This is a genomic window from Citreimonas salinaria (assembly GCF_900107235.1).
Taxonomy (GTDB): domain Bacteria; phylum Pseudomonadota; class Alphaproteobacteria; order Rhodobacterales; family Rhodobacteraceae; genus Citreimonas; species Citreimonas salinaria.
This window is the reverse complement of sequence record NZ_FNPF01000010.1, coordinates 92469-117012: the sequence shown is the minus strand read 5'-3', so window position 1 is coordinate 117012 and position 24544 is coordinate 92469. Positions and strand designations below refer to the sequence as shown.

21 protein-coding genes are annotated in these 24544 nt (G+C 68.5%); 11 read left to right on the top strand and 10 right to left on the bottom strand.

Annotation, left to right across the window (positions count from 1 at the left end):
* Positions 1-15 precede the first annotated feature (15 nt).
* Positions 16-1632, top strand: a complete 1617-nt coding sequence (locus tag BLW27_RS13355) for a fused MFS/spermidine synthase (RefSeq protein WP_245710876.1) — start codon at positions 16-18, stop codon at positions 1630-1632.
* 33 nt (positions 1633-1665) lie between these two features.
* On the opposite strand, the gene BLW27_RS13350 is transcribed toward BLW27_RS13355, so the two are convergent.
* Positions 1666-2934, bottom strand: a complete 1269-nt coding sequence (locus tag BLW27_RS13350; RefSeq protein ID WP_089883886.1) for a cytochrome P450 — start codon at positions 2932-2934, stop codon at positions 1666-1668.
* 264 nt (positions 2935-3198) lie between these two features.
* On the opposite strand from BLW27_RS13350, the gene BLW27_RS13345 reads away from it, so the two are divergent.
* Entirely contained in the window at positions 3199-4314 is a 1116-nt protein-coding gene (locus tag BLW27_RS13345) for a S1C family serine protease (protein WP_089883885.1), read from the top strand.
* A gap of 204 nt (positions 4315-4518) precedes the next feature.
* On the opposite strand, the gene BLW27_RS13340 is transcribed toward BLW27_RS13345, so the two are convergent.
* Genes BLW27_RS13340 through BLW27_RS13330 form a run of 3 tightly spaced genes read right to left on the bottom strand, consistent with a single transcriptional unit; the run spans position 4519 to position 7296 of the window.
* Positions 4519-5304, bottom strand: coding sequence for an ABC transporter ATP-binding protein (locus BLW27_RS13340; RefSeq protein ID WP_089883884.1), 786 nt, complete (start codon positions 5302-5304; stop codon positions 4519-4521).
* Positions 5297-6316 carry a FecCD family ABC transporter permease gene (locus BLW27_RS13335; RefSeq protein ID WP_245710875.1) on the bottom strand — a complete coding sequence of 340 codons (1020 nt, stop codon included), beginning with the start codon at positions 6314-6316 and terminating at the stop codon, positions 5297-5299. The genes BLW27_RS13340 and BLW27_RS13335 overlap by 8 nt, the downstream gene beginning before the upstream one ends.
* Positions 6313-7296: a FecCD family ABC transporter permease gene (locus tag BLW27_RS13330; protein WP_089883904.1), complete on the bottom strand. Its 984-nt coding sequence runs from the start codon at positions 7294-7296 to the stop codon at positions 6313-6315. The genes BLW27_RS13335 and BLW27_RS13330 overlap by 4 nt, the downstream gene beginning before the upstream one ends.
* A gap of 107 nt (positions 7297-7403) precedes the next feature.
* Here BLW27_RS13330 and BLW27_RS13325 point away from each other — a divergent pair, with 107 nt between their 5' ends.
* From BLW27_RS13325 to BLW27_RS13315, 4 genes are all read left to right on the top strand, one after another.
* On the top strand, positions 7404-8312 hold the full coding sequence (locus tag BLW27_RS13325) for an ABC transporter substrate-binding protein (protein ID WP_089883883.1): 909 nt from the start codon (positions 7404-7406) through the stop codon (positions 8310-8312).
* Between the two features lie 142 nt (positions 8313-8454).
* Positions 8455-8601: a hypothetical protein gene (locus tag BLW27_RS21210; protein WP_177177900.1), complete on the top strand. Its 147-nt coding sequence runs from the start codon at positions 8455-8457 to the stop codon at positions 8599-8601.
* On the top strand, positions 8598-9755 hold the full coding sequence (locus BLW27_RS13320; protein WP_089883882.1) for an RsmB/NOP family class I SAM-dependent RNA methyltransferase: 1158 nt from the start codon (positions 8598-8600) through the stop codon (positions 9753-9755). Before BLW27_RS21210 ends, BLW27_RS13320 begins: the two co-directional genes overlap by 4 nt.
* 116 nt (positions 9756-9871) lie before the next feature.
* Positions 9872-12139 (top strand): hybrid sensor histidine kinase/response regulator, encoded by a 2268-nt coding sequence (locus tag BLW27_RS13315; protein WP_089883903.1) that lies wholly within the window; start codon positions 9872-9874, stop codon positions 12137-12139.
* A 6-nt stretch (positions 12140-12145) separates the two neighbouring features.
* Here BLW27_RS13315 and BLW27_RS13310 read toward each other — a convergent pair whose 3' ends face one another.
* Positions 12146-12745: a gamma-glutamyl kinase gene (locus tag BLW27_RS13310; RefSeq protein ID WP_089883881.1), complete on the bottom strand. Its 600-nt coding sequence runs from the start codon at positions 12743-12745 to the stop codon at positions 12146-12148.
* A gap of 174 nt (positions 12746-12919) precedes the next feature.
* Here BLW27_RS13310 and recA point away from each other — a divergent pair, with 174 nt between their 5' ends.
* The 4 genes from recA (at position 12920) to BLW27_RS13290 (ending at position 17862) form a co-directional block, all read left to right on the top strand.
* Positions 12920-13993, top strand: a complete 1074-nt coding sequence (gene recA / locus BLW27_RS13305; protein ID WP_089883880.1) for a recombinase RecA — start codon at positions 12920-12922, stop codon at positions 13991-13993.
* 342 nt (positions 13994-14335) lie between these two features.
* Entirely contained in the window at positions 14336-17011 is a 2676-nt protein-coding gene (alaS, locus tag BLW27_RS13300) for an alanine--tRNA ligase (protein ID WP_089883879.1), read from the top strand.
* A gap of 3 nt (positions 17012-17014) precedes the next feature.
* Positions 17015-17302 (top strand): DUF1330 domain-containing protein, encoded by a 288-nt coding sequence (locus BLW27_RS13295; protein WP_089883878.1) that lies wholly within the window; start codon positions 17015-17017, stop codon positions 17300-17302.
* Positions 17302-17862 carry an MOSC domain-containing protein gene (locus tag BLW27_RS13290; protein ID WP_342708069.1) on the top strand — a complete coding sequence of 187 codons (561 nt, stop codon included), beginning with the start codon at positions 17302-17304 and terminating at the stop codon, positions 17860-17862. The genes BLW27_RS13295 and BLW27_RS13290 overlap by 1 nt, the downstream gene beginning before the upstream one ends.
* Before the next feature lie 164 nt (positions 17863-18026).
* Here BLW27_RS13290 and typA read toward each other — a convergent pair whose 3' ends face one another.
* Positions 18027-19844 (bottom strand): translational GTPase TypA, encoded by a 1818-nt coding sequence (typA, locus tag BLW27_RS13285; protein WP_089883877.1) that lies wholly within the window; start codon positions 19842-19844, stop codon positions 18027-18029.
* A gap of 286 nt (positions 19845-20130) precedes the next feature.
* On the opposite strand from typA, the gene BLW27_RS13280 reads away from it, so the two are divergent.
* Positions 20131-20703 carry a hypothetical protein gene (locus BLW27_RS13280; protein ID WP_089883876.1) on the top strand — a complete coding sequence of 191 codons (573 nt, stop codon included), beginning with the start codon at positions 20131-20133 and terminating at the stop codon, positions 20701-20703.
* A 128-nt stretch (positions 20704-20831) separates the two neighbouring features.
* Here BLW27_RS13280 and BLW27_RS13275 read toward each other — a convergent pair whose 3' ends face one another.
* From BLW27_RS13275 to BLW27_RS13260, 4 genes are all read right to left on the bottom strand, one after another.
* Positions 20832-21824: an ABC transporter substrate-binding protein gene (locus BLW27_RS13275; RefSeq protein ID WP_089883875.1), complete on the bottom strand. Its 993-nt coding sequence runs from the start codon at positions 21822-21824 to the stop codon at positions 20832-20834.
* A 70-nt stretch (positions 21825-21894) separates the two neighbouring features.
* Positions 21895-22740 carry an ABC transporter permease gene (locus BLW27_RS13270; RefSeq protein ID WP_089883874.1) on the bottom strand — a complete coding sequence of 282 codons (846 nt, stop codon included), beginning with the start codon at positions 22738-22740 and terminating at the stop codon, positions 21895-21897.
* On the bottom strand, positions 22737-23702 hold the full coding sequence (locus BLW27_RS13265) for an ABC transporter permease (protein WP_089883902.1): 966 nt from the start codon (positions 23700-23702) through the stop codon (positions 22737-22739). The genes BLW27_RS13270 and BLW27_RS13265 overlap by 4 nt, the downstream gene beginning before the upstream one ends.
* A 29-nt stretch (positions 23703-23731) precedes the next feature.
* A complete protein-coding gene (locus BLW27_RS13260) occupies positions 23732-24538 on the bottom strand; it encodes an ABC transporter ATP-binding protein (RefSeq protein WP_245710874.1) in 807 nt (268 codons plus the stop codon).
* Between the last annotated feature and the right edge of the window lie 6 nt (positions 24539-24544).

Below are 24544 nucleotides of genomic sequence, written 5' to 3'. Positions count from 1 at the left end.
CCGGGCAGGAAGCCGATGGCGATCGTGCGAAAACGACGGGCGCCATCGCAGCCGGACCGGCCACCGTTCCACGCGCCGGCATTCTTCGCTATCACTGCCGAGAATGATGCCGGCTCGCGGCCCGGCAAAGACGGAGAGTTCGTCATGCGGTTCTGGACCACGATCGGCCTGATCCTCGTGCTTTCGGCAGCCGGGCTCACGTACGAGATCGCGGCCGGCCGGGTGCTCGCGCCGTTCTTCGGCACGTCTCTGGTGACGTGGACCGTTGTCATCGCGACCGTCCTCGCCGGCTTTTCGCTCGGTAGCGCGGTGGGAGGACTTTTGGCCGAACGCGAGCGCGGAAGAGCCACCCGGAACGTGCGCGCCGCGCTGATCGCGACGGCCATCCTGATGGCGCTGTCGCCAACCGTCCTTGCCATGGTCTACGCGCTGGGCGCACGGGGCACGGGCGGCATGATGCTGGCGGTCTTCGTGGCATTCTTTCCGGCATCGGTCCTCGTTACCGTGCCGACGCCGTTCCTGGCGAAACTTGCCGTCGAGGCGCGACCGGGGCGCGAGGGTTCGTCACTGGGGCTGGTTCTGGCAGCCGGCTCGCTTGGCGCGATCGCCGGTGCGATTGTGGCCGGCTTCGTTACGCTGCCGCTTATCGGGTCGGCCGCCACGTTTGCGGGATGCGGCGCGTTGGCGCTTCTGTGTGTGCCGTTCATCCAAGGAACCGCGCCCGGTGCCGGCGGCGCTGCGGAGGCTTCGGGCGCGCCGATAGCCTCGATCGCGCCGGCGGGTCTGGTGGTGGTGGCGAGTTTGGGCACTGGCCCGGTCTGCGGATACGAGTCGGGCCTGTCTTGCCTTGACGTGGTGCACGCGGGAAGCGCGGTCCATCTGGTTTCCGACCGCACGACCCAGGCGGCCGAGCGGGTGGTGCAAGGCGGCAGACGATCCGACGCGTCGACAGAGCCGGTGCTGTCCTACGTGCAGTGGATCTGGTCGCGGATGGAGCGCGATCTGGGACCCGACCCGTCGGTTCTGTTCGTCGGCGGCGGTGGGTACACGCTGCCGACGAAGCTGCTTGGCGCGCAGGCCTCCGCGAAGGCCGTGGCGGTCGAGATCGATCCGCTTGTCACCCGCGTGGTGCAAAGACACCTGCCGCGGGCAGGCGAGATGATCGAGCGGGAGGGCTTCGACGCAGGTCGCGACGCGGCCCTGCGCGCGGCGGACGGACGTCGGCTGGGCATCGTCCACGAAGACGGTCGGGTCTACATCAACGAGACCACGCGTCGTTTCGATGCCGCCGTCATGGATGCCTTTTCGTCCGGGTCGGTCCCGGCCCATCTTGCGACGAGGGAAACCTACGAACGCCTCAAGGAGATCGTCGACGGCCCGGTCTATGTCAACCTTCTCGACATGCCCGACGGTACGCTTGCCCGTGGCATCCACGCCATCCTGAGCGACCTCTACCCCTACGTGAAAGCCGTGCAGGGCCCCGTTCGCGAAGGCGGACGGGCGAACATCCTGCTGGCGGCCTCGCGCGCACCGCTTTCCCCTCTGGTACGCATGCCGGCGCACTACCGCACCGCGTCCATCGCACCGGGCCGGGCGTTTACCGATGACCGAGGCTGGGTGGGGCACCGCTAAGTGCGGTAACCCGGAAGCGCCGAAAGAACAAATTCAGCAGATCGGCGCCGCGGCTGCCGGTGCGCCAGGATTGACGACAATCCTCATCCCGTCGCCCGGTATCGGCGGGAATTCATTTGCGGGCAGGTCCAGGTTCTGCTGGGGCACGTGCCACTGCATGTCGCGCAGCTGGCCCACCGCCTCGGTCATCAGCGCGACTGTCAGCCATTCGCCCGGACAGCGATGGTTCTTCAGGTAATCGCCGCCGCCTTGCGGGATCAGCGCATCGGGCTGCTCGTCGAGACCCTCGTGGCGCTCGGGGCGGAAGGTTTCGGACATGGGCCACGAGGCGGGGTCGCGATTGGTACCGTACAGGTCGAGCAGCAGCCAGTCGCCCCGATCGAACCGGGCGCCGCGCCACTCGAAGGGCTCGCGCACGCGGCCGCCGATGACCGGGAAGAAGGGGTAGAGCCGTCGCACCTCGTGCGCGATTGCAGCGTTCATCGCGTCGTCGTTGCGGTCCGCAGGAATGGAGTCCCGATGAACATGCAAGGCATGGGCGACGAAGACCACGTAGCGGCCGACGGCCACGATGGGGCGCAGGAGGTTCAGCAACTCGACGGCGGCGGCCGCCTCGGTCAGGTGAGCGCCATCGGCATCGACATGGAAGGCGATGCGTGCCACGGCGCTGTCGTCGGGCATCTCGGCCTTGCGCACCTGACCGATGACCCGCCGCGCCCAGCGTTCCGACCGCGCCCGAAGCAGGCGGGCGCGCAGGTAGGCCGGACCCAGCTTGCCGGCCGAAGCGTACATCGCCGAGAGCTCTGCACTGCGCGCGGCCGAGTCATGCGCCGCAGGGTCGAGCCCGCACCACCGCATCGCGGTGCGCGTCATCACGTCACGCACACCCTTGGACAGCGCGATCTCCCGATTGGTCCATCCGCGAACCGCGGCACGCCATTCCTCGTCGAAGATCTGCCGCGCGCGATCCAGGTTTCCGGGCGTCATGAGGTCCATGAACATGGCCTTGCGCACCCGGTGTGGCGCGTCGTCCAGCATCTGCACGCTGCCCTTGTCCTGCAGCAGCTTCAGCACCTGTTTCGGCATCGCGCCGCGTCGGGTCATCCGCCCGGGGCGGTAGAACTCGCGCGCCGCCTCGGCTCCGCGCAGGCAGGTCACCGGACGCAGCATAATCCGGGTGCGGAAGCCGTCGGATCCCAGCGCTTGGCAGCGCCGCGAGACGAAGCGATAGCCCTCGCGCAGGAACGCCGTCGTGCTGTCGAAGCCGGGCAGGGTGGGGATCTCGGAACTTCGTTCGGGCATGACATCCGGCCAACGGTTGCGGGACCCGCGGGTTCCCGGTCCTGTGTCGTGGCGGCCGGTCGGGTGCCCTCGCCGTCCGGCAGGTCTGGCGATCCCGCAAGCGAAGTGCCTCTGTGACAACCGGCACGGTCCGGCGGCGCCAGACCAAGCGGCACGTCCGCGCCGCGCGTCCGATCGGCGCAGACGTGCCGCCGGGGCGGCATCCGGTCTGGTTCTTTGCCCGGCGCGATGGCAGGTTGTGCATCGGCAACACAGGCGGAACCGATGCAAGACCGGCGCTTTCTTTCGCGACTTCTTCTCGCCTCGCTCGCGGCGATCGTCGTCGGGATCGCGTGGCAGAGCGGTCCCGTCGTCGTGGAGCGCCTTCTCGTCCCTCCGGCTCAGCCCCGGGCGGTCGCGCCGCGGGCCGATCTGCCTGCGGATGAACGCTCGGTCGTCGAGACCTTCCGCGCGGCCCGCGAGAGCGTGGTCTTCATCACCACGTCATGGCGGATCATCGACCCGTGGAGCAGGCGATCCACCGACGTGCCGCAGGGCAGCGGGTCGGGCTTCGTATGGGACGCGCAGGGTCACATCATCACCAACAACCACGTCATCGCGGGCGCGGACAGCGCCATCGTCCAGCTTGCCGATGGCGAGACCCGCCGCGCCCGGCTGGTGGGCACGGATCCGACCCACGACCTTGCCGTGCTCCGGATCGACGAGACCGGGGCGCCGCCGTTGCCGGTCGGGCGCAGCGCCGAGATCCAGGTCGGCCAGAAGGTGTTGGCGATCGGAAACCCCTTCGGGCTGGACTGGACGCTGACCACCGGCGTCGTCTCGGCGCTGGATCGCGAGCTGCCGGGCGCGGGCGGTCGCGGGCTGCGGGGGCTGATCCAGACCGACGCCGCGATCAACCCGGGCAATTCCGGCGGGCCGCTGCTGGACAGCGCGGGACGGCTGATCGGGGTCAATACCGCGATCTACAGCCCCTCGGGCGGCAGCGCGGGGATCGGCTTTGCCGTTCCGGTCGACGTGGTGAACCGGGTCGTCCCGCAACTGATCGAGACCGGCCGCTACGCGCCGCCTGTGCTGGGGATCGAATACGATCAACGCATAAACGAGCTTGCGCGCCGACAGGGCATTACCGGCGTGCTGGTTCTGGGCGTAAGGGCCGGCTCGGCCGCCGCGCGGATCGGGCTTCGGCCGGCGCGCATCACCAACGACGGCCGCCTGGTTCCCGGCGACGTCATCGTCGCGATGAACGGCGCGCCCATCACCAACACCGAGGATTTCCTGGCCGCTCTCGATCGCCACAGCCCCGGCACCGAGATCGAGATCGCGTTCCTGCGTGACGGGCGGCGGCAGACGGCGACTGCGACGCTCGACAGCCCGGCCTGATCTTCAGTCGGGCCGCTCGCTTCGCCGGCCCCGGACAGCGCGGAGCAAGCGCCGGCACGTCGTTCTGTGGACGCGGCGGGCTTCGTGCACCCGCAACGTGAACTAACCGTCCGCAGTTCAAGGCAGCGCGTCCGGCGCGCAAACTGCGATCCGGGACAATCCTGCCCGGGACGGGCCCACGGCGCTCCGGCCCCGCCGCCCGTGTCAGCGAGGCAGCGTCACGAGTGTCGGCGCATCCTCTCCGCTCACATGGACGATGCGGCACCTTATGCCGAAGACCTGGGTGATCTGCGGCTCGTTCAGGACCTCGCGGGTCGGCCCCGAGGCGACTGCGCGTCCCTTGTCGAACAGCACGACGTGATCGGCGTAGCGCATGGCCATGTTCAGATCGTGCAGCACAAGCACGACGCTGCGCCCCTCGGTCCGGTTCAGTCGGCGCACCAGTTCCAGCACCTCGAAGGCGTGGGCCACGTCCAGGTGGTTCGTCGGCTCGTCCAGGAAGATCCGCGGCGCGTCCTGCGCGATGGTCATGGCGATCCACGCGCGCTGAAGCTGGCCACCCGACAGCCGCCCGATGGGGCGGGCCGCGAGATCGGTCATCTCGGTGGCCCTCATCGCGCGGGCGCAGGCGGCGTGGTCCTCGCCGCTTTGCCCCGCGAACCGCTTGCGGTGCGCGAACCGGCCCAGCCGCACGAGATCCTGCACCGTCAGTTCGGGCGGCGCGTCGGGCGACTGGCTGAGCATGGCGACCGCCTTGGCCAAGTCCTTGGGCGCCCAGTCGCGCAAAGGCCGCCCGGCAACCTCGACCTCTCCCTGCTCGGCCTGGTGCAACCCGCGAAGCACGCGTAGCGCCGTGGACTTGCCGCTGCCGTTCGGGCCGCAGAGCGCGGTGATCCGGCCCTCGGGCAGGTCGAGATCGATCAGGTCCAGCGCCGTCACACCGTCATAGCGTGCGGTGACGGCGCGAAGCCGGGCGAGTGCGTCAGCCATGCGTTCGGCGTCCTTTCAGAAGCAACCACAGGAAAAGCGGCGCGCCGAGAAGCGCGGTCAGTGCCCCGGCGGGCAGTTCCAGCGGCGCGGCGATCATCCGTGCGACCGTATCGGCCGCCAGGACGATGACGCCGCCGATCAGCGCCGTCGCGGCAAGGTAGCCGCCGGCGAAGGCGCCGTGGAACAACCGCGCGACGTGCGGCGCCACTAGGCCGACGAAGCCGATGGCGCCCACCTGCGACACGGCCAGAGCGGTGAGCCCCACCGCGAGCGCCAGCAGCGCCACCTGCGCCCGGCCCACCGGCACGCCGGTCGCCGCGGCGCTGTCGGTGTCCAGCACCAGTTGCCGGATCGTGCTGCGCGCGACCAGCAGCAGGACCGCCGAGATCGCCAGCCCGGCGGCGACGACGAAGACATCGCTCCAGTGCGCGGCGGCGATCGAGCCGGTGAGCCATGTCAGCGCCTGCCCGGCGCGATAGACCGGCCCTACGATCATCAACAGCGTAACGGCCGCCTTGGCCAGCGCGGCGAGCGCGACTCCGTAGAGGATGACCCGCAGCGGCCCGCGGCCGCCCGGGTCGAGGAAGGCCAGAATCGTGACGAGCCCGGCAAAGGCGAACGCGCCGGTGATTGCCGCCAGCGGTTGCCAGTGGATCGAGACCACAAGCAGGTTCGCGTCGTCCGAGAAGGCCCACAGGAATCCCACGGCGCCGACTGCCGCACCGTCGGTTATGCCGAGAATCGAGGGGGCCGCGATCGGGTTCCGAGTCACACGCTGCAGCAGCGCGCCGGAAAGTGCCAGCGCCATGCCGGCAAGGATGGCCAGCGCGACGCGCGGCAGGCGCAGGGTCCAGACGATGACCTCGTCCATGCGCGCGCCGTAGCCGAGAAGCGCCGCCGCGACCCGGCCGGGCGGCATGTGGCTGGACCCCATGCCGGTCGCCAGAACCGTCAGCGCTCCGAGCAGCGCGACAAGCAGGCCGAGACGCAAAAAGGGGGGCAGGTTGGTCACAGCACGGCCTCGCGCCGCTGGCGCAGCAGGCCGACCAGCACGGGCACGCCGACCAGCGCCAGGACGGCGCCGATCGGCGACTCGCCCGGCGCCACGATCAGGCGGGCCGCGATATCGGCAAGCACGGCAAGGGTGGCGCCCGTCAGTGCCGTCGCCGCGATCAGCCCCGCGCTGCCGGACGCGGGTGCGAGCCTGCGCGCCAGATGCGGCGCGACGAGCCCGAGGAACACCACCGGTCCGGCCATCGCGACCGCACCCGATGCCAGGATCGCCGCCAGCGTCAGCGCCGCAAGCCTGACACCCGTCACGCGGACGCCGAGTGCGCCGGCGCTGTCGTCGTCTAGTCTGAGCGCATCGAGCGACGGCGCGAGGACGAGCGCGCCGAGGCAACCGACGACCAGTGCCGGAAGCCCGAGGGCGAGAAGCTCCAGATCGCGACCGGCGAAGCCGCCCGAAAGCCAGAAAAGCATCGTCTCGAGCGCCGTCTCGTCGACCAGGAGAAGGACCTGCGTGAGCGACGCGAGCATGGCGGCGACGGTCACGCCTGCCAGAAGCGTGGTCGCCGGTCCCGCCGCGCGGCCCGCCGCCGCGACGATGCCGAAGACCAGCGCCGTGGCGGCCAGCCCGCCGACCAGTGCCAGCGCGCCAATACCCGCAAGACCGGGCGCGTTGCCAAGCGTGACGCCCAGCACGACCGCGAGGGCCGCGCCGCCGTTGATGCCCAGCAGCCCCGGCTCGGCCAGCGGGTTCCGCGTCGCCGCCTGCATGAGGAACCCGGCAAGCCCCAGCGCCGCGCCGGAGCACAGGCCGACCAGCGTGCGTGGCACCCGCAGGGTCGCCACGATGATGGCGTCCGGGCTGGTGCCGCCGCGCAGCGCGTCCAGCACCGTGCCCGGCGCGTAGTGACGCAGGCCGAGATGCAGGCTCGCCAGTGCCGCGAGCGCGAGCAGGATGGTAAGGAGCGTCAGGAGCTTGGTCACGGGATCGGCCACCGGTTTCTGCGCGTCATTGACATTCCCGAGAGATTTGGTCAACCAAGGCGCCGGAAATTTCCTGATCGAATAACTCGACAATGAGGACGGCGACGATGACACTTTTCAGAACCTTCCTGGCGGCTGTGCCGGTCCTGGCGGTCCTACTGGCGGGCGCGGCGCAGGCGCGCGAGGTGGAACACGCGCTGGGCACGACCGATGTGCCCGAGGACCCGCAGCGTGTCGTCGTCCTGACGAACGAGGGCACCGAAGCGGCTCTGGCGCTGGGCGTCGTTCCGGTGGGCGCGGTGAACTCGTGGAATGGCGATCCGTGGTGGGATCACATCTCGGACGCGATGGGCGACGCGGTGCCCGTTGGCACGGAAAGCGGGGTGAATCTCGAACTGGTCGCGGCGCTCGAGCCTGACCTGATCATCGGCAATGCCCAGCGGCACGAGGAAATCTATCCGCAGCTTTCCGCCATCGCGCCCACGGTGGTGTCGCAGGAACTGCGCGGCGACTGGAAAATCAACTTCCGTCTCTACGCCGAGGCCCTGGGGCTGGCGGACGAGGGCGACGCCGCCATCGCGGAGTTCGACGCCGCCGTGGATGCGCTGAGCGCGAAGCTGGGCCCGGCGCTGGAGGAAGAGGTCTCGGTCATCCGCTTCCTGCCCGGCCAGATCCGCATCTACCAGCTGGACAGCTTTTCCGGGGTCCTGCTGAAGGACCTCGGTTTCCAACGTCCCGAGATCCAGGACGTGGGCGCCTTCGCCATCTACACCGGCAAGGAGAGCATCCCGGACATGGACGGCGACCGGATCTTCCATTTCACCTACGAAACCGGCGACGGCGAGGGCGACGCGCTGGCGCAGGACGTGCTGTCCGATCCGCTCTGGCAGTCTCTTTCGGCCGTGCAGGCGGGCAAGGTTCACGCGGTCAGCGACGCGATCTGGAACACGGCGGGCGGCATACTGGCAGCCGAACTGATGCTGAAGGACATCGCGCGGATCTACGGCGTCGAGTGAGCGGGCATGACGCCGCGCCGGTGACCGTCGCGTCATCTTGCGATACACGAGCCCGCTCGCTTGCGCCGGGCGGGCTCAGGCGGCATTTACCGGAAGGACGGTGGTATCGAACCCGATGCCGCATCCCGGAACGAAGCCGCCCATGAAACTTTTCAACATATTCCCCGACGAGGCTCGGACGTTCATGCCCGACGCAGGCATGGCAATACGCGCGGCCGCAAACCGGTGCGGGTCTATCCGCGACCTTGCCTCCGGCGCCCGTGGCGCCGCGGCACGGGTGATCACGTGACTCCTGGTGCGCGCATCTCTGCCGCGATCGCGGTGATTGACCGGGTGGCCTCTGGAGAGCCGGCCGAGAAGGCGCTGACCAATTGGGCGCGCGGAGCGCGTTACGCGGGGTCGAAGGATCGCGCGGCGGTGCGCGATCACGTGTTCGACGTGCTGCGCCGTTGGCGCAGCACGGCCGCGTCTGGCGCGGCCGAGACAGGACGCGGCCGGATGATCGGCCTGCTGCGGCAGGACGGCCCGCCGCCCGAGAGCCTGTTCGACGGCCAGGGCCACGCTCCCGCGCCGCTGTCGGAAGCAGAGCGGGCCGCCGGCGGTACGCAGGATGGCGCCGCCGCGCGGGACATGCCCGACTGGCTGTGGCCGCAGTTTGCGCGGGACCTGGGGCCGCGGGCCGACCCAGTCGCGCAGGCGCTGCGCCATCGCGCGCCAGTCTTCGTCCGCGTCAACACGCTTCGCGCGGATGTCGAGGGCGCGCGCGCCGCGCTGGCCGAGGAGGGCATCGAGGCGCGTCCCGCCTCGTTGTCGCCCGACGCGCTGGAGATCATCGCGGGCGCCCGCAGCATCGCGCGCGGCGCGGCCTTCGCCGGCGGCCTGGTCGAGATGCAGGACGCCGCGAGCCAAGCAGTGGTCGACGCGCTGCCGCTGGTGCCGGGCATGCGGGTGCTGGACTACTGCGCCGGCGGCGGCGGCAAGGCGCTGGCGATGGCCGCACGACTGGGCGGCGGTCCGGTCGCGGTGCACGATGCCGATCCGGCCCGCATGCGCGATGTGCCGGCACGCGCCACCCGCGCAGGGGCCGACCTGCGGATCGTGGATCATCCCCGCCGGGACTGGGATCTTGTGCTGTGCGACGTGCCCTGTTCCGGCAGCGGCGCTTGGCGTCGCGCGCCGGAAGGCAAGTGGCGCCTGACGCAGGGCGCGCTCGACGCGCTGTGCCGGACGCAGGCCGACATTCTCGACCGCGCGGCGCCGCTGGTCGCGCCGGGCGGCGTGCTGGCCTACGCCACCTGCTCGGTTCTGGCGTGCGAGAACATGCAGGCGGTCGAACGCTTCATCGCCGGCCATCCCGGCTGGACCTTGCGCGACAGCCGGTCGTTCCTGCCCGGCCCAGAGGGCGACGGGCTTTTCCTCGCGGTGCTGGCACACACGGGGTGACGCGCCGTTCGCGGTGGTGGTTAACTGATGGTTAACGTTGCCCGGTGAATGGTGAGGCGCGCGATTCGATGCGGCGCGCACGGGGCTTGACGAAGGGGGGACGCGATTTGGCGGGCATGTTACCGGCGGGGGAACTCAACCTTAGGGTCGCCGCGATCTTCGCGCTGCTGGCGTCCTCGACCTACGCCGTCGCGCTGGCGACCACCCACGAGCTTGCCGGCCTCGTTTCCCTGACCGCCACCGGCGTCTTCGCGGCGCTGGCCGTGGGCTGGATCGTCATACGCGCGATTCGCATCGTTCAGATGGACCGGCGCCGCACGCTGCTGGCGCAGGCGATGGAGTTCGATCCCGCCTATTGCTTCGTCACCGGCACCGACGGTTCGATCGCCTCGGCCAATGCGGCGGCGCGCGAACGCTTTGCGCGCGAGCCCGGAACGCCCCTGGTCGAGGCGCTGCGCGACGTATTCGCCGGTGCCGAGGGCATCGTCTTTCGCCTGCAGCAGAAGGCCGAGGCCGCCGGTGCGGTGCTGGAGGACGTGACCAGCCACGCCGAGGGATTCCGCCTGCATGTCCGCCGGCTCGAGGACGGCATCACCGTCTGGCGGCTGGAATCGGAGGCCACGCGCTCGGTCGGGCCGCGACGGGCCGATACGCCGATGCTGACCACCGGACGCAACGGCGCGATCCTGTTCATGAACCCCGCCGCGCGGTCGCTGATCGGCCAGCGCGCCAAGTCGCTGTCGGACTTCGTCGAGGACCTGCCGCTGCGCTCGGGCGGAGTGCACCGCATCAAGTCCGCCGACGGCGTTGCGCGGGTGCTGGTGCAAAGCGCCGATATCGGCACCGGCCGCCAAGAGCTGTTGCTGGCCCCGATCGAGGACACCTGCGACAACATCGAGGGCGAGCGCGGCTTCGACACGCTGCCGGTGCCGCTGCTGAAGGTTACGCCCGACGGCACGCTGATCCGCGCCAACCCCGAAGCCCGGCGCCTGCTGGACCTGCCGATCGAGGGTGCGAGCAACCTGTCGGAATACATGGAAGGGCTGGGCCGCGCCCTCACCGACTGGCTGCACGAGGCCGCCGACGGGCGCGGGCTGCACCGCTCGGAATTCCTGCGCCTGACCCGACCCGACCGCGAGGTTTTCGTGCAGGTGACGCTGAATCGGGTGATCGAGCATGGCATGCCGTCGCTGATAGCCGTGCTCAACGACGCGACTGAACTCAAGACGCTGGAAGCGCAGTTCGTGCAAAGCCAGAAGATGCAGGCGATCGGGCAACTTGCGGGTGGCGTGGCGCATGATTTCAACAACCTGCTGACCGCGATTTCGGGGCATTGCGACCTGCTGCTGCTGCGCCACGACCAGGGCGACCCCGACTACGGCGACCTGGTGCAGATCAACCAGAACGCCAACCGGGCCGCGGCGCTGGTGGGTCAGCTTCTGGCCTTCTCGCGCAAGCAGACGATGCGCCCCGAGGTGCTGGACCTGCGGGACACGCTGGCCGACCTGACGCATCTGCTCAACCGGCTGGTGGGTGAAAAGGTGCGCCTGGTGCTCAACCACGACCCGGCCCTGCCGACGATCCGCGGCGACCGGCGGCAACTGGAACAGGTGATGATGAACCTCGTGGTCAACGCTCGCGACGCCATGCCCGACGGCGGCGAGGTCTCGATCACGACCGAGCGCCGCGTGCTGCACGACCGTCTGGAACGCGACCGCGCGGTGGTGCCGCCCGGCGCCTACGTCTCGGTCGCCATCAGCGACGAGGGCGTCGGCATCCCGAAGGACAAGCTCCAGAAGGTGTTCGAGCCCTTCTTCACGACCAAACGAACCGGAGAGGGCACCGGCCTCGGCCTGTCCACGGTCTACGGCATCGTCAAGCAGTCGGGCGGCTACATCTTCGTCGACAGCGTTCCGGGGCAGGGGACGACCTTCACGCTGCTGTTCCCCGCCCATGAGCGCGCCGCCGAGGCGCCCGCGCCGCAGGTCGAGGAAAAGGTGCAGAAACTGCCCGAGACGGGATCGGGGGTGGTGCTGCTGGTCGAGGACGAGGCGCCGGTGCGTGCCTTCGCCGCCCGCGCGCTGCGGCTGCGCGGTTACACCGTGATCGAGGCCGAGACCGCCGAGGAGGCGCTGGACCTGCTGAGCGACGACACGATGGCGGTGGACATCTTCGTAACCGACGTGGTGATGCCCGGCATGGACGGCCCGACCTGGGTGCGCAAGGCGCGCGAGACGCGGCCGGACGTGGGTGTGGTCTTTGTTTCGGGCTATGCCGAGGACGCGTTCGGCGACGGTCAGGACGCGATCCCGAACTCGGTATTCCTGCCCAAGCCGTTCTCGCTTTCGGATCTGACCGAGACTGTGCACGCGCAGCTTGTCTGACGCCGCCTACCCGGTTCGCGCACTTTCCCATACGGCGAAGTCGGCCGCACAGTGCCGCCGAAGCAAGGCCTCGGTCTCGGCGGACAGGGTAATCGGCGCGCGAGGCGAGACGTTGGCGCGTGGGAGCGATACCGGTCGCTCCAGCCGCTCGGCCAGGTAGGCCGTGACGGCATCCATCGCCTCGTAGCGGAACAGATGCGTCACCGCGACGCCGTTGGGGCGCGGCTCGACGAACTTGGCCAGGCTGCCCACGTCGGCGAATGCCGGCCGCTCCCCTGACGCATAGGCGCGGCAGTAGGTGTCGAAATCCATCCCGCGCGTCGATTCCGGTCGGCCGGCCAGGAAGTCGCGCTGGCGATAGCGATACCACGATCCCAGCCAGTCGATCGGCTCGCGCACCAGGGCGATGATATCCATTCGCTCGGCGCCCAGGCGCTCGAACATAGGGCGGAAGAAACGATTGTAGCGGTAGATCGGCGCGTGCTTGAGCTCGGGCGGATCGAGCACCGCCATCGACGCCGATGCCGCCAGCGCCGCCTCGAGCGCGGAAGACCCGGTCTTGGGGACCGACAGAAGCACAAGGCGCTGTTTCCAGAAAACGAGCATCGCGATTTATGCCTACCCTAAACCTTTCGGTAACCATCTCTGGTCACTAATCGAAACACCAGAATTGACTTGAAATGTTCTCTTTTTGGTCTCATGTTCCGGAGTGGAACAAGAGGCGAACGGTTTCGGCGATTGCTGCCCGAGGGTGGCTATGGAATAAGGGCGGGACACGCAATGGCAACGGCAGATCTTCTGAGCATGGACAACAAGCGCACCGCGGACAAGCAGAAGGCGCTCGACAGCGCGCTTGCCCAGATCGAACGGCAGTTCGGCAAGGGCTCGATCATGAAGATGGGCGGCGACAACGCCATGCGCGACATCGAGGCGACCTCGACGGGTTCGCTGTCGCTGGACATTGCGCTGGGCATCGGCGGCCTGCCCAAGGGACGGATCATTGAGGTCTACGGCCCCGAATCCTCGGGCAAGACGACGCTGACGCTGCACGCCATCGCCGAGGAGCAGAAGAAGGGCGGCGTCTGCGCCTTCGTCGATGCCGAACACGCGCTCGACCCGCAATATGCCAAGAAGCTGGGCGTGAACCTTGACGAGCTGCTGATCTCGCAGCCCGACACCGGCGAGCAGGCGCTCGAGATCACGGACACGCTGGTGCGTTCGGGCGCGGTGAGCATGGTGGTGGTCGACTCGGTCGCCGCGCTGACGCCGAAGTCCGAACTCGAGGGCGACATGGGCGACAGCTCGGTCGGCGTCCATGCACGCCTGATGAGCCAGGCCATGCGCAAGCTGACCGGCTCGATCAACCGTTCGGGCTGCATGGTGATCTTCATTAACCAGATCCGCATGAAGATCGGGGTCATGTTCGGCAGCCCCGAGACGACGACCGGCGGCAACGCGCTGAAGTTCTACAGCTCGGTCCGGCTGGACATCCGCCGCATCGGCGCGATCAAGGATCGCGACGAGGTGGTCGGCAACCAGACGCGCGTGAAGGTGGTCAAGAACAAGGTCGCGCCGCCGTTCAAGCAGGTCGAATTCGACATCATGTATGGCGAGGGGATCTCCAAGACCGGCGAGTTGATCGATCTGGGCGTCAAGGCCGGCGTGGTCGAGAAGTCCGGCGCCTGGTATTCTTACGGCGACGAGCGCATCGGGCAGGGGCGTGAGAACGCCAAGACCTTCCTGCGCGAGAACAAGCGCGTCGCCTACGAGATCGAGGACAAGATACGCGCCGCGCACGGGCTGGAATTCGACATGCCGTCGACCGACGAGGACGAGGATATCGTCGAGGGGTGATCGACCTGGGCCGTGTGGAGTGACTTCGGGACGGGGCGTCGGGGCGCCCCGTTTCCCGTTCCGGGACCCGGCGAATATCATGTGGGGTTCCGGATCACTTGCGCGATCCGATCCGCGCAGCGTGAAATCGCGGTGGGGCGCTGCCTCGCTCGCGCGTCGTGCGACCCCACGGGATATTTCCGGAGCAGCGGAATGGCTGGACTGGCGATTGGTTCGGCTACGGCTCCTTCGATGTACCTCCGGCGGCGGCGCGGGCCGTGGAGGTTGCAGCTTATGGACACGGTGGGGCTGCGCGGCTACACCGTCGCCGATGCGCCAAAACCCGCAAGAGGCCCGCCGCCCATGCCCACGCTGAACGACATCCGTTCGACCTTTCTGAACTATTTCGAGAAGCAGGGCCACCGCGTCGTGCCGTCGAGCCCGCTGGTGCCGCGCAACGACCCGACGCTGATGTTCGCAAATTCCGGCATGGTGCAGTTCAAGAACCTGTTCACCGGCGTCGAGACCCGCGACTACAAGCGCGCAACCTCTGCGCAGAAGTGCGTGCGGGCAGGCGGCAAGCACAACGATCTGGACAACGTGGGCTACACCGCGCGGCATCACACGTTCTTCGAGATGCTGGGGAACTTCAGCTTCGGCGATTACTTCAAATCCGACGCGATCCCCTTCGCCTGGGACCTGGTGACGCGCGAATACGGAATCCCGAAGGACCGCTTGCTGGTTACCGTCTTCCACACCGACGACGAGGCCGCCGACATCTGGAAGAAGGTCGGCGTGCCGGACGACCGGATCATCCGCATCGCGACGGACGACAACTTCTGGCAGATGGGCCCAACCGGCCCTTGCGGCCCCTGCACCGAGATCTTCTTCGACCACGGCGACAAGTACTGGGGCGGCCCGCCGGGAAGCCCCGAGGAGGATGGCGACCGGTTCGTCGAGATCTGGAACCTCGTCTTCATGCAGTACGAGCAGTTCGAGGACGGCACGCGCCGTGAGCTTGCGGCGCAGTCGATCGACACCGGCATGGGGATCGAGCGCGTTGCGGCCCTGCTGCAGGGCACGAACGACAACTACGCGACCGACCTCATCCGCAGCCTGATCGAGGCCAGCGCGGACGCCACCAGCACCGACCCGGACGGGCCGGGCAAGACGCACCACCGGGTGATCGCGGACCATCTGCGCTCGACCTCGTTCCTGATCGCGGATGGGGTGATGCCGAGCAATGACGGGCGCGGCTATGTGCTGCGCCGGATCATGCGCCGCGCCATGCGCCACGCGCACATGCTGGGTTCGAAGGACCCGGTCATGCACCGGTTGGTGCCGGCACTGGTGCGCAAGATGGGCGGTCAGTACGGCGAACTCGTGCGCGCGCAGGCGCTGATCGAGGAGACGCTGCGGCTGGAAGAGACGCGTTTCAAGCAGACGCTGGACCGGGGCCTGAAGCTGCTGGACGACGAACTGGCGCATCTGCCCGAAAGTGCGGCGCTGCCGGGCGAGACGGCATTCAAGCTGTACGACACGTTCGGCTTTCCGCTGGACCTGACGCAGGACGCGCTGCGAGAGCGTGGCCGGCAGGTCGATATCGGCGGTTTCGACGCGGCCATGGCCGAGCAGAAGGCCAAGGCGCGTGCTGCCTGGTCGGGGTCGGGAGAGGCGGCGGATGCGACCGTGTGGTTCGACATCGCCGAGCGCGTGGGCGCCAGCGATTTCCTAGGCTACGACACCGAGATCGCCGAGGGCCAGGTGCTGGCGCTGGTGCGCGACGGCGCGGAGGTCGATGCGCTCGCCGAGGGAGAGACCGGCTGGGTCGTCCTGAACCAGACACCTTTCTACGGCGAGGCCGGCGGCCAGATCGGCGACACGGGCTGGCTGCGCCGGCTCGAGAACGAGGACGAATGCGCCGAGGTCACCGACACGCAGAGGATGGGCGGCGGCAAGCTGTCGGCGCACCAGGTCACGGTCGGCCGGGGCACGATCCGCAAGGGCGACGCCGTGCAGATGGAGGTCGACCACGCGCGCCGTGGCGCGATCCGCGCGAACCACTCGGCTACGCACCTGATGCACGAGGCGCTGCGCCGCGCGCTCGGCGATCACGTGGCCCAGCGGGGCAGCCTGAACGCGCCCGACCGGCTGCGCTTCGACTTCAGCCATTCCAAGCCTCTGGCGCCGGACGAGCGGGCCCGCGTCGAGGCCGAGGTGAATGACTACATTCGCCAGAATGCGCCGGTGGCGACGCGGATCATGACGCCCGACGACGCCCGCGCGATCGGCGCGCAGGCGCTGTTCGGAGAAAAATACGGTGACGAGGTTCGCGTGGTGTCAATGGGCGCACGGGACGGCTCGGGCAAGGGCGCGGACGGCAACACCTATTCGATCGAGCTTTGCGGCGGCACGCATGTGACGCGCACCGGCGACATCGGCGCCTTCGTGGTCACGGCGGACAGCGCGTCCTCGGCCGGGGTGCGACGGATCGAGGCTTTGACCGGAGCGTCGGCGATGCGTCACTTGGCGGAGCAGACGGAACGCCTCGCGCAGGCGGCTGCCGTGCTTAAATCCGCCCCGGCTGACGTGCCCGAGCGGGTCCGCGCGCTGCTGGACGAGCGTCGCGCGCTGGCCAACGAGGTCGCGCAGCTGCGGCGCGAAGTGGCCATGTCGGGCGGGGCCGGGCAGGGCGGTGGGGTCGAGGCGCGGGAAGTTGCCGGCGTGCGGTTCCTGGCGCAGGTGCTGTCGGGCGTATCCGGCAAGGACCTGCCGGCGCTGATCGACGAGCACAAGGCACGGTTGGGATCGGGCGCCGTGCTGCTGATCGCCGAGGCCGGGGGCAAGGTCGCCGTCGCCGCCGGCGTGACCAACGACCTGACCGGCCGGGTGTCTGCCGTGGACCTGGTCAAGGCCGCCGTCGGGGCGCTTGGCGGCAAGGGCGGCGGCGGCCGCGCCGACATGGCGCAAGGCGGCGCCAAGGATGCAAGCCAGGCCGACGCAGCGATTTCCGCCGCCGAAGCCGTGATCGAAGGATAGGACATGCCCGCACTCTGGATCGCCCACGTCACCGTCACCGACGACGAGGCCTACGGGAAATACGCCAAGCTCGCCGGGCCGGCCATCGCCGCGCATGGCGGGCGGTTCCTGGCGCGGGGCGGGCGCTTCGTCCAGCTTGAGGGACGGGAACGTCCGCGCAACGTTGTCGCCCGGTTCGACAGCGTGGACGACGCCGTGGCGTGCTACAACTCCGACGCCTACCAGGAGGCGCTGAGCCACGCGCGCAATGCGTCGGAACGCGAATTGATGGTCGTCGAGATCGAGGATTGATGCAGACGATCGCCGACCTGCAAAGCCGCTTCTCGCGGCCGGGCCGGATCGCATGGATCGGGGTGCGGCCGGCGCGCAAGGCGCCGATGCACGGCGTCCAGCACGCCGAGATCGAAGAGACGGGGCTGGTGGGCGATCACGGACGCTCGGAGAAGCGCGCCGTGACGCTGATCCAGGCCGAGCATCTGCGCGTGATCGAGGCGCTTTGCGAGACGCAAACGGTGGTGCCCGAGTTGCTGCGCCGCAACGTGGTGGTGGCCGGGATCAACCTCGTGGCCTTGCGCGGCCGGCCGTTCTGGCTGGGCACGGCGCTGCTGGAGATCACAGGCCCCTGTGCGCCCTGCTCGCGGATGGAGGCGGCGCTCGGGATGGGCGGGTACGCTGCCATGCGCGGTCACGGGGGCTGGTGCGCCCGGGTGATGGCGCCGGGTATCGCCGCGGTCGACGACCAGCTTGTGCCCGCCGCTGCAGAGCGGGCGTCAGATCACGAAGACCGCACCGGCCGTGAGCGACGTGACGCGCCCGTAACGGTTTTTCGCACGCCCGAAGCGCGGCGCTAAGCGCCGCCAGCTGTACGCATCGATCCAGCTGGGTGGGGTGATAGGATCCGCATTCAGGAGCGTGCGAAAGCACCTGCAGCACGTGCACACACGCTACAGCGTGAAGAAATACCGGATCGGCAGGCGAGCTTGAACGTCCACCTGCCGATCCGGATGCCTTAAGCTTAGCCCGCGCGCGCGGCGCGTTTGCGCTCGTGCGGGTCCAGGTGCCGCTTGCGCAGGCGGATGGCGTTCGGCGTCACCTCGACCAACTCGTCGTCGTTGATGTAGGCGATCGCCTGTTCCAGCGTCAGCGTGACCGGCGTCGTCAGCCGGACCGCCTCGTCGGTGCCCGAGGCGCGGACGTTGGTCAGCTTCTTGCCCTTCAGCGGGTTCACTTCCAGATCGTTCTCGCGGCTGTGCTCGCCGATGATCATGCCCTGGTAGATCTTCTCCTGCGCGCCGATGAACATCTTGCCGCGCTCTTCGAGGTTCCACAGCGCGTAGGCCACGGCCTCGCCGTTCTCCATCGAGATCAGCACGCCCGCGCGGCGCCCCGGGATCGCGCCCTTGTGCGGCGCCCAGCCGTGGAACACGCGGTTCAGCACGCCGGTGCCGCGCGTGTCGGTCAGGAATTCGCCGTGATAGCCGATCAGACCGCGCGACGGCACATGCGCGATGATCCGCGTCTTGCCGGCGCCGCCGGGCTTCATCTCGGTCATCTCGCCCTTGCGAGGGCCCGTCAGCTTCTCGATGACCGCACCGGAATACTCGTCGTCCACGTCGATCGTGACTTCCTCGATCGGCTCCATCATCTTGCCGTCCTGCTCGCGCATGATGACCTGCGGGCGCGAGATCGACAGCTCGAAGCCTTCGCGACGCATGTTCTCGATCAGCACGCCCATCTGGAGTTCGCCGCGGCCCGACACCTCGAAGGCCTCGCCGCCGGGAGTGTCCTTGATCTTGATGGCGACGTTGCTCTCGGCTTCCTTGTACAGCCGATCGCGGATCACGCGGGACTGCACCTTCTTGCCGTCGCGGCCGGCCAGCGGGCTGTCGTTGATGCCGAAGGTCACGGTGATGGTCGGCGGGTCGATCGGCTGCGCCTCGAGCGGCTCGTCCACCGCCAGCGCGCAGATCGTGTCGGCGACTGTGGCCTTGGACATGCCGGCAAGGCTGACGATGTCGCCGGCCACCGCCTCGTCGATCTCCTGCGGGCCAAGGCCGCGGAACGCCTGGATGCGCGAGACGCGGAACTGCTCGATCTTCTGGCCGTGGCGAGTCAGCGCCTGCACGGTCGCGCCGACCTTGAGGCGTCCGGATTCGACGCGGCCCGTCAGCAGGCGACCGACGAATGGGTCGGAGCCGAGCGTGGTGGCCAGCATGCGGAAATCCTCGTCCTGATGCTTGATCTGGCGCGGGGCAGGGACGTGGTCGACGATGAGCCGGAACAGCGCCGACAGGTCCTTGCGCGGGCCGTCAAGCTCGGTATCCGCCCAGCCCGAACGCCCCGACGCGTAGAGATGCGGGAAATCCAGCTGGTCCTCGTCCGCGTCGAGCGCGGCGAACAGGTCGAAGCATTCGTCGAGCGCGCGGTCGGGCTCGGCGTCGGGCTTGTCGACCTTGTTGAGGACGACGATCGGCCGCAGCCCCAGCGCCAGCGCCTTCGAGGTCACGAACTTGGTCTGCGGCATCGGCCCTTCGGCCGCGTCGACCAGCAGCACGACGCCGTCGACCATAGACAGGATGCGCTCGACCTCGCCGCCGAAATCGGCGTGGCCGGGCGTGTCGACGATGTTGATCCGGGTACCCTTCCATTCGACCGAGGTCGCCTTGGCGAGGATCGTGATGCCTCGCTCGCGTTCCAGGTCGTTGCTGTCCATGGCCCGTTCGGCCACGGCCTGGTTGGCGCGGAAGGCGCCCGATTGCTTGAGCAGTTCGTCCACCAGCGTCGTCTTGCCGTGGTCCACGTGCGCGATGATCGCGATGTTGCGCAGGTCCATGCCGTATCCTCGTGTGTCTGGCTGAGGCGCCGGTCCGCCCGGTGGCGGCCGCGCCGGGCCCCGTGGCCTGAATGGCGTATCGGGGCGGTCCCGCACCGCCTAGCGTCATGGCCCGCAAAAGGCCAGAGACAATGCGTCGCTTCGAACCGTGCCGCCGCAGACGGACCGGGGCGCTTTCGGGACTCGTGTCGTATCGAATTGTCGGTATCGAGGGGCGGTCCTTAAATCCGTCGTAACCCGCTGCGCCTAGCGTGACGCGGCAACAATCTTCCAGAGGAGATATTCGATGACCCGCCTACTATTTGCCGCTGGCCTCGTACTGGCGACCAGCCCCGCCGCTTGGGCCGTCGGCGCGAGCAGCGCGATGCAGGCTTTCTTCGATGCGAATATCTCCGGCTGGATCGACGAGCCGGTGCTGATCGATGCCATCGTGCTGCAGAACGAGACCACCGCCCGCTATGATGGCCCGACGATCGAAGCGATGGACAAGGCCTGGCGCGACGAACTGGGCGCCCCCGCATCGCCCACGATAGACCCGGTTCTGACGCACCCGGCCTCGGATTTCCTGCGCGCGCGCGTGGCCGCGTCCGGCGGCACGGTGACCGAGATCTTCGTGATGGATTCCGTCGGCCTCAACGTGGCGTCCAGCGGCATGACATCGGACTACTGGCAGGGCGACGAGGAGAAGTTCAGCCAGACCTTCGGCGAAGGCGCGGGCGCGATGCACTTCTCGGAAATCGAATTCGACGAAAGCAGCCAGACCTACCAGGCGCAGATTTCGTTCACCCTGACCGACCCGGAAAGCGGCGCGCCTATCGGCGCGATGACCGTGGGCATCGACGCCGAGGCGCTGATGTAGGCGGTCTGTGGGCCGCTTTGCCTTGCGACGCGAGCAGGCTCCTGCGCGAATTCCGTCCGGCCAACCAAAGGCGCAAAATAAAAGGCCCCGGTGTGACCGGGGCCTGATGCAGAAGATGCTTCCGTGGCTCAGTTCAGCGCCTGGTCGGTGATCACGTGCGTCCAGGCGCCTTCGGGCTCCTGCGCGATGACTGGGTCTGAACCGCCGCCTAGCAGCGTCTCGACCGTGCGCTGGTATGCTTCCGGATCAAGAGTGCCGTCGGAACCGGCGGTCAGCTTGGCGATCTCGCCCATCATGCGGATCTGGTGATGCTCGCTCTGGGCGCCCGTCTCGTCGTAGTCGAGCACGATCATCGCCGCTTCCTCGGGGTTCTCCTCGGCCCACTTCCAGCCCTTCATCGAGGCGGCGACGAAGCGCGCCATCTTGTCGACGAAGGCCGGGTCCTCGAGGTTCTCCTCGAGCACGTAGAGACCGTCTTCCAGCGTCGCGACGCCTTGGTCCTCGTACTTGAAGGTCACCAGCTCCTCGGGCGAGACGCCCGCGTCGATCACCTGGCCGTACTCGTTGTAGGTCATGGTCGAGATGCAGTCGGCCTGGCGCTGCAGCAGCGGATCGACGTTGAAGCCCTGCTTGAGCACCTCGACCGATCCCTCGGACGCGCCGTCGGTCTCGATACCGAGCTGACTCATCCAAGACAGGAAGGGGTATTCGTTCCCGAAGAACCACACGCCCAGCGTGCGGTTAGCCAGGTCGGCCGGTTCCTCGATGCCGACGTCGCCCCAGCAGGTCAGCATCATGCCCGACGAGGCGAAGGGCTGCGCGATGTTGACCAGCGGCAATCCGTTCTCGCGGGCGGCCAGCGCCGCGGGCATCCATTCCACCACCACGTCGGCGCCGCCCCCGGCGATGACCTGGGTGGGTGCGATGTCGGGGCCGCCGGGCAGGATCGTGACGTCCAGCCCCGCATCCTCGTAATAGCCGTTCTCGAGCGCGACGTAGTAGCCGGCGAACTGTGCCTGCGTCACCCATTTCAGCTGCAGCGTGACCTCGTCGTCCTGGGCCAGCGCCGGAGTGGCGGCCAGGCCAAGGCTCGCTGCCGCGGCGTAGAGCGTCTTTTTCATTGTAGTTCCCTCTCGTTGGACTCGTGTTTTTGCTTGTCGTTCCTGCCCCGGTTCGCGCCGGGGTTCTGCTTCATTTGCGCTGCGACGCGTGCCAGAAGGTCGCGCGCCGTTCCAGCAGGGCCACCAGCCCGTAAAACGCGGTGCCGGCCAGTGCCGAGACCACGATCGCCGACCAGACCATCCCGAGGTTCAGCTGGCCTATGCTGGTCGAGATCCGAAAGCCCAAGCCCTGCGTGGGGCTGCCGAAGAACTCTGCCACGATGGCGCCGATCAGCGCCAGCGTCGAACAGATCTTGAGCCCGTTGAAGATGAAGGGAAGCGCTGCCGGCAGGCGCAGTTTCAGCAGGGTCTGCGGCCACGACGCGGCATAGGTGCGCATCAGGTCGCGCTGCATGGCCGAGGTATCCGACAGCCCCGCCACCGTGTTCACCAGCATCGGGAAGAAGACCATCAGCACGACCACCGCCGCCTTGGACTGCCAGCCGAAGCCGAACCACATCACAAGGATCGGCGCGGTGCCGACGATCGGCAGCGCAGCCATGAAGTTGCCCAGCGGCAGCAATCCGCGGCGCAGGTAGTCGTAGCGGTCGACCAGGAGCGCCACCAGCACGGCCGCGGCGCAACCCATCAAGTAGCCGCTCAGCGCGCCCTTGAGGATCGTCTGCACGAAGTCCCCCCAAAGGATGCTCGTGTTGGCGGCGAAGGTCGCGCCGATCTGCGACGGCGGCGGCAGGATCACGGTCGGCACCTCGAGTCCGCGAACCAGAAGCTCCCACATGGCCAGCAGGGTGGCGCCGAAGATCAGCGGGATCGCCAGCCGCGCGGCGGCGCTGCGTTGCGCCGGGCCGCCGGCAAGCTGAAGGTTGATCGCGAAGCCGATGGCCCAGAGGACGAAGGCGAAGACCACGTAGCTCATGCCGCCATCCCCATCCGCGCCAGCGTGCGCCGTTCCAGCCAGCCGACCGCCCAGACCAGCAGCGCCGCAAGCGCCGCCGCCAGTATCAGGGCCGCCCAGATCTGCGCCGTCTGGCCGTAGTAGCTGCCCGCCAGCATCCGCGCGCCGAGCCCGCCCTGCTGCACCGGCAATTCGCCCACGATGGCGCCGACAAGCGAGGCGGCGATGCCGATCTTGAGCGAGGCGAAAAGGTAGGGCACCGAGGCCGGCAGACGCAGTTTCCACAGCACGGTGGACGCCGGCGCGTTGTAGGTGCGCATAAGGTCCATCTGCATCGCGCCGGGACTGCGCAGCCCCTTCACCATACCCACGACCACCGGGAAGAACGACAGGTAGGCCGAGATCACCGCCTTGGGCAGCAGGCCTTGGATGCCGATGGAATAGAGCACCACGATGATCATCGGCGCCAAGGCTACGATCGGAATGGTCTGGGACACGATCGCCCAGGGCATGACGCTCAGGTCCATGACGCGGCTGTGCACGATGCCCACCGCCAGCACCACACCCAGCGCGGTGCCGATCAGGAAGCCCACGAAGGTCGCGTTCAGCGTCACCCAGCCGTGGTAGACTAGGCTTCGGTTCGACAGGCTTCCGGTCCGCACGATGCCGCGCCGGCCGGTCACCTCTTCGACGATGGTCGAGTCGTAGAGCTCGACCAGCACCTGGTGCGGGGCGGGTAGGCGCGGGCGGTCGAGGCTCCAGCTTTCGCCCAAGGTCCCGGGGTTGCGCGCCACGAGGGCGAGGGCGGACATGTCGCGCCGCAGCACGGCCGAATCCGGCGAGACGGCGATGCCGGCGCGTTCCGCGCGGGTCAGGACCTCGTGCACGTTCATCGGCACCGCCGCCACGTACCAGATCGCGATAAGCGCCAGCACCATGGCCAGGACCGGCGGCAGGCTCAGCCAGCGCGGCCAGCGGCGCATGGCGCCCTGTGTGGCGACGGTCGCGTCGGTCATTCCTCGTACCCCGCGCGCAGGCCCTCGCGCACGCGGTGGGCAATCTCGATGAACTGGGGCGTGTCGCGGATGTCCAGCGGGCGCTCCTTGGGCAGGGGGCTTTCAATCACGTCGGTGATCCGCCCCGGCCGCGGCGACATCACCACGATATGTGTCGACAGGTATACCGCCTCGGGGATCGAATGGGTGACGAAGGCGATGGTCTTGTTCGTCTTGTCCCAGAGGCGCAGCAGTTCCTCGTTGAGCCTGTCCCGGACGATCTCGTCCAGTGCGCCGAAGGGTTCGTCCATCAGCAGGATGTCGGCGTCGAAGGCCAGCGCGCGGGCGATGGATGCCCGCTGCTGCATCCCGCCCGACAGCTGCCAGGGGAACTTCTTCTCGAACTGCGACAGTTCGACCAGGTCCAGCACGCGAGCCACCCGCTCGCGCTGTTCGGCCTTCGAGAACCCCATGATCTCGAGCGGCAGGCGGATGTTTCCGCCGATCGTGCGCCAGGGATACAGCCCTGCGGCTTGGAAGACGTAGCCGTAGGCGCGGGCGCGGCGGGCCTCGTCGGCGGTCATGCCGTTGACGGTCAGGCTGCCGCCGGTCGGCGTCTCCAGCGCCGCGATGCAGCGCAGAAGCGTGGTCTTGCCGCAGCCCGATGGCCCGATGAAGCTGACGAAGGCGCCGTTGGGGATGTCGAGCGTGACGTCGCGCAGCGCATGCACCGGCCCGTCGTCGGTCTGGAAGGTAAGGTCTAGGTGATCGGCCCGGATGACGGCTGGCTCTGGCGCTTGGGCCATGGCGGGTGCTGCGGACATGGTGCG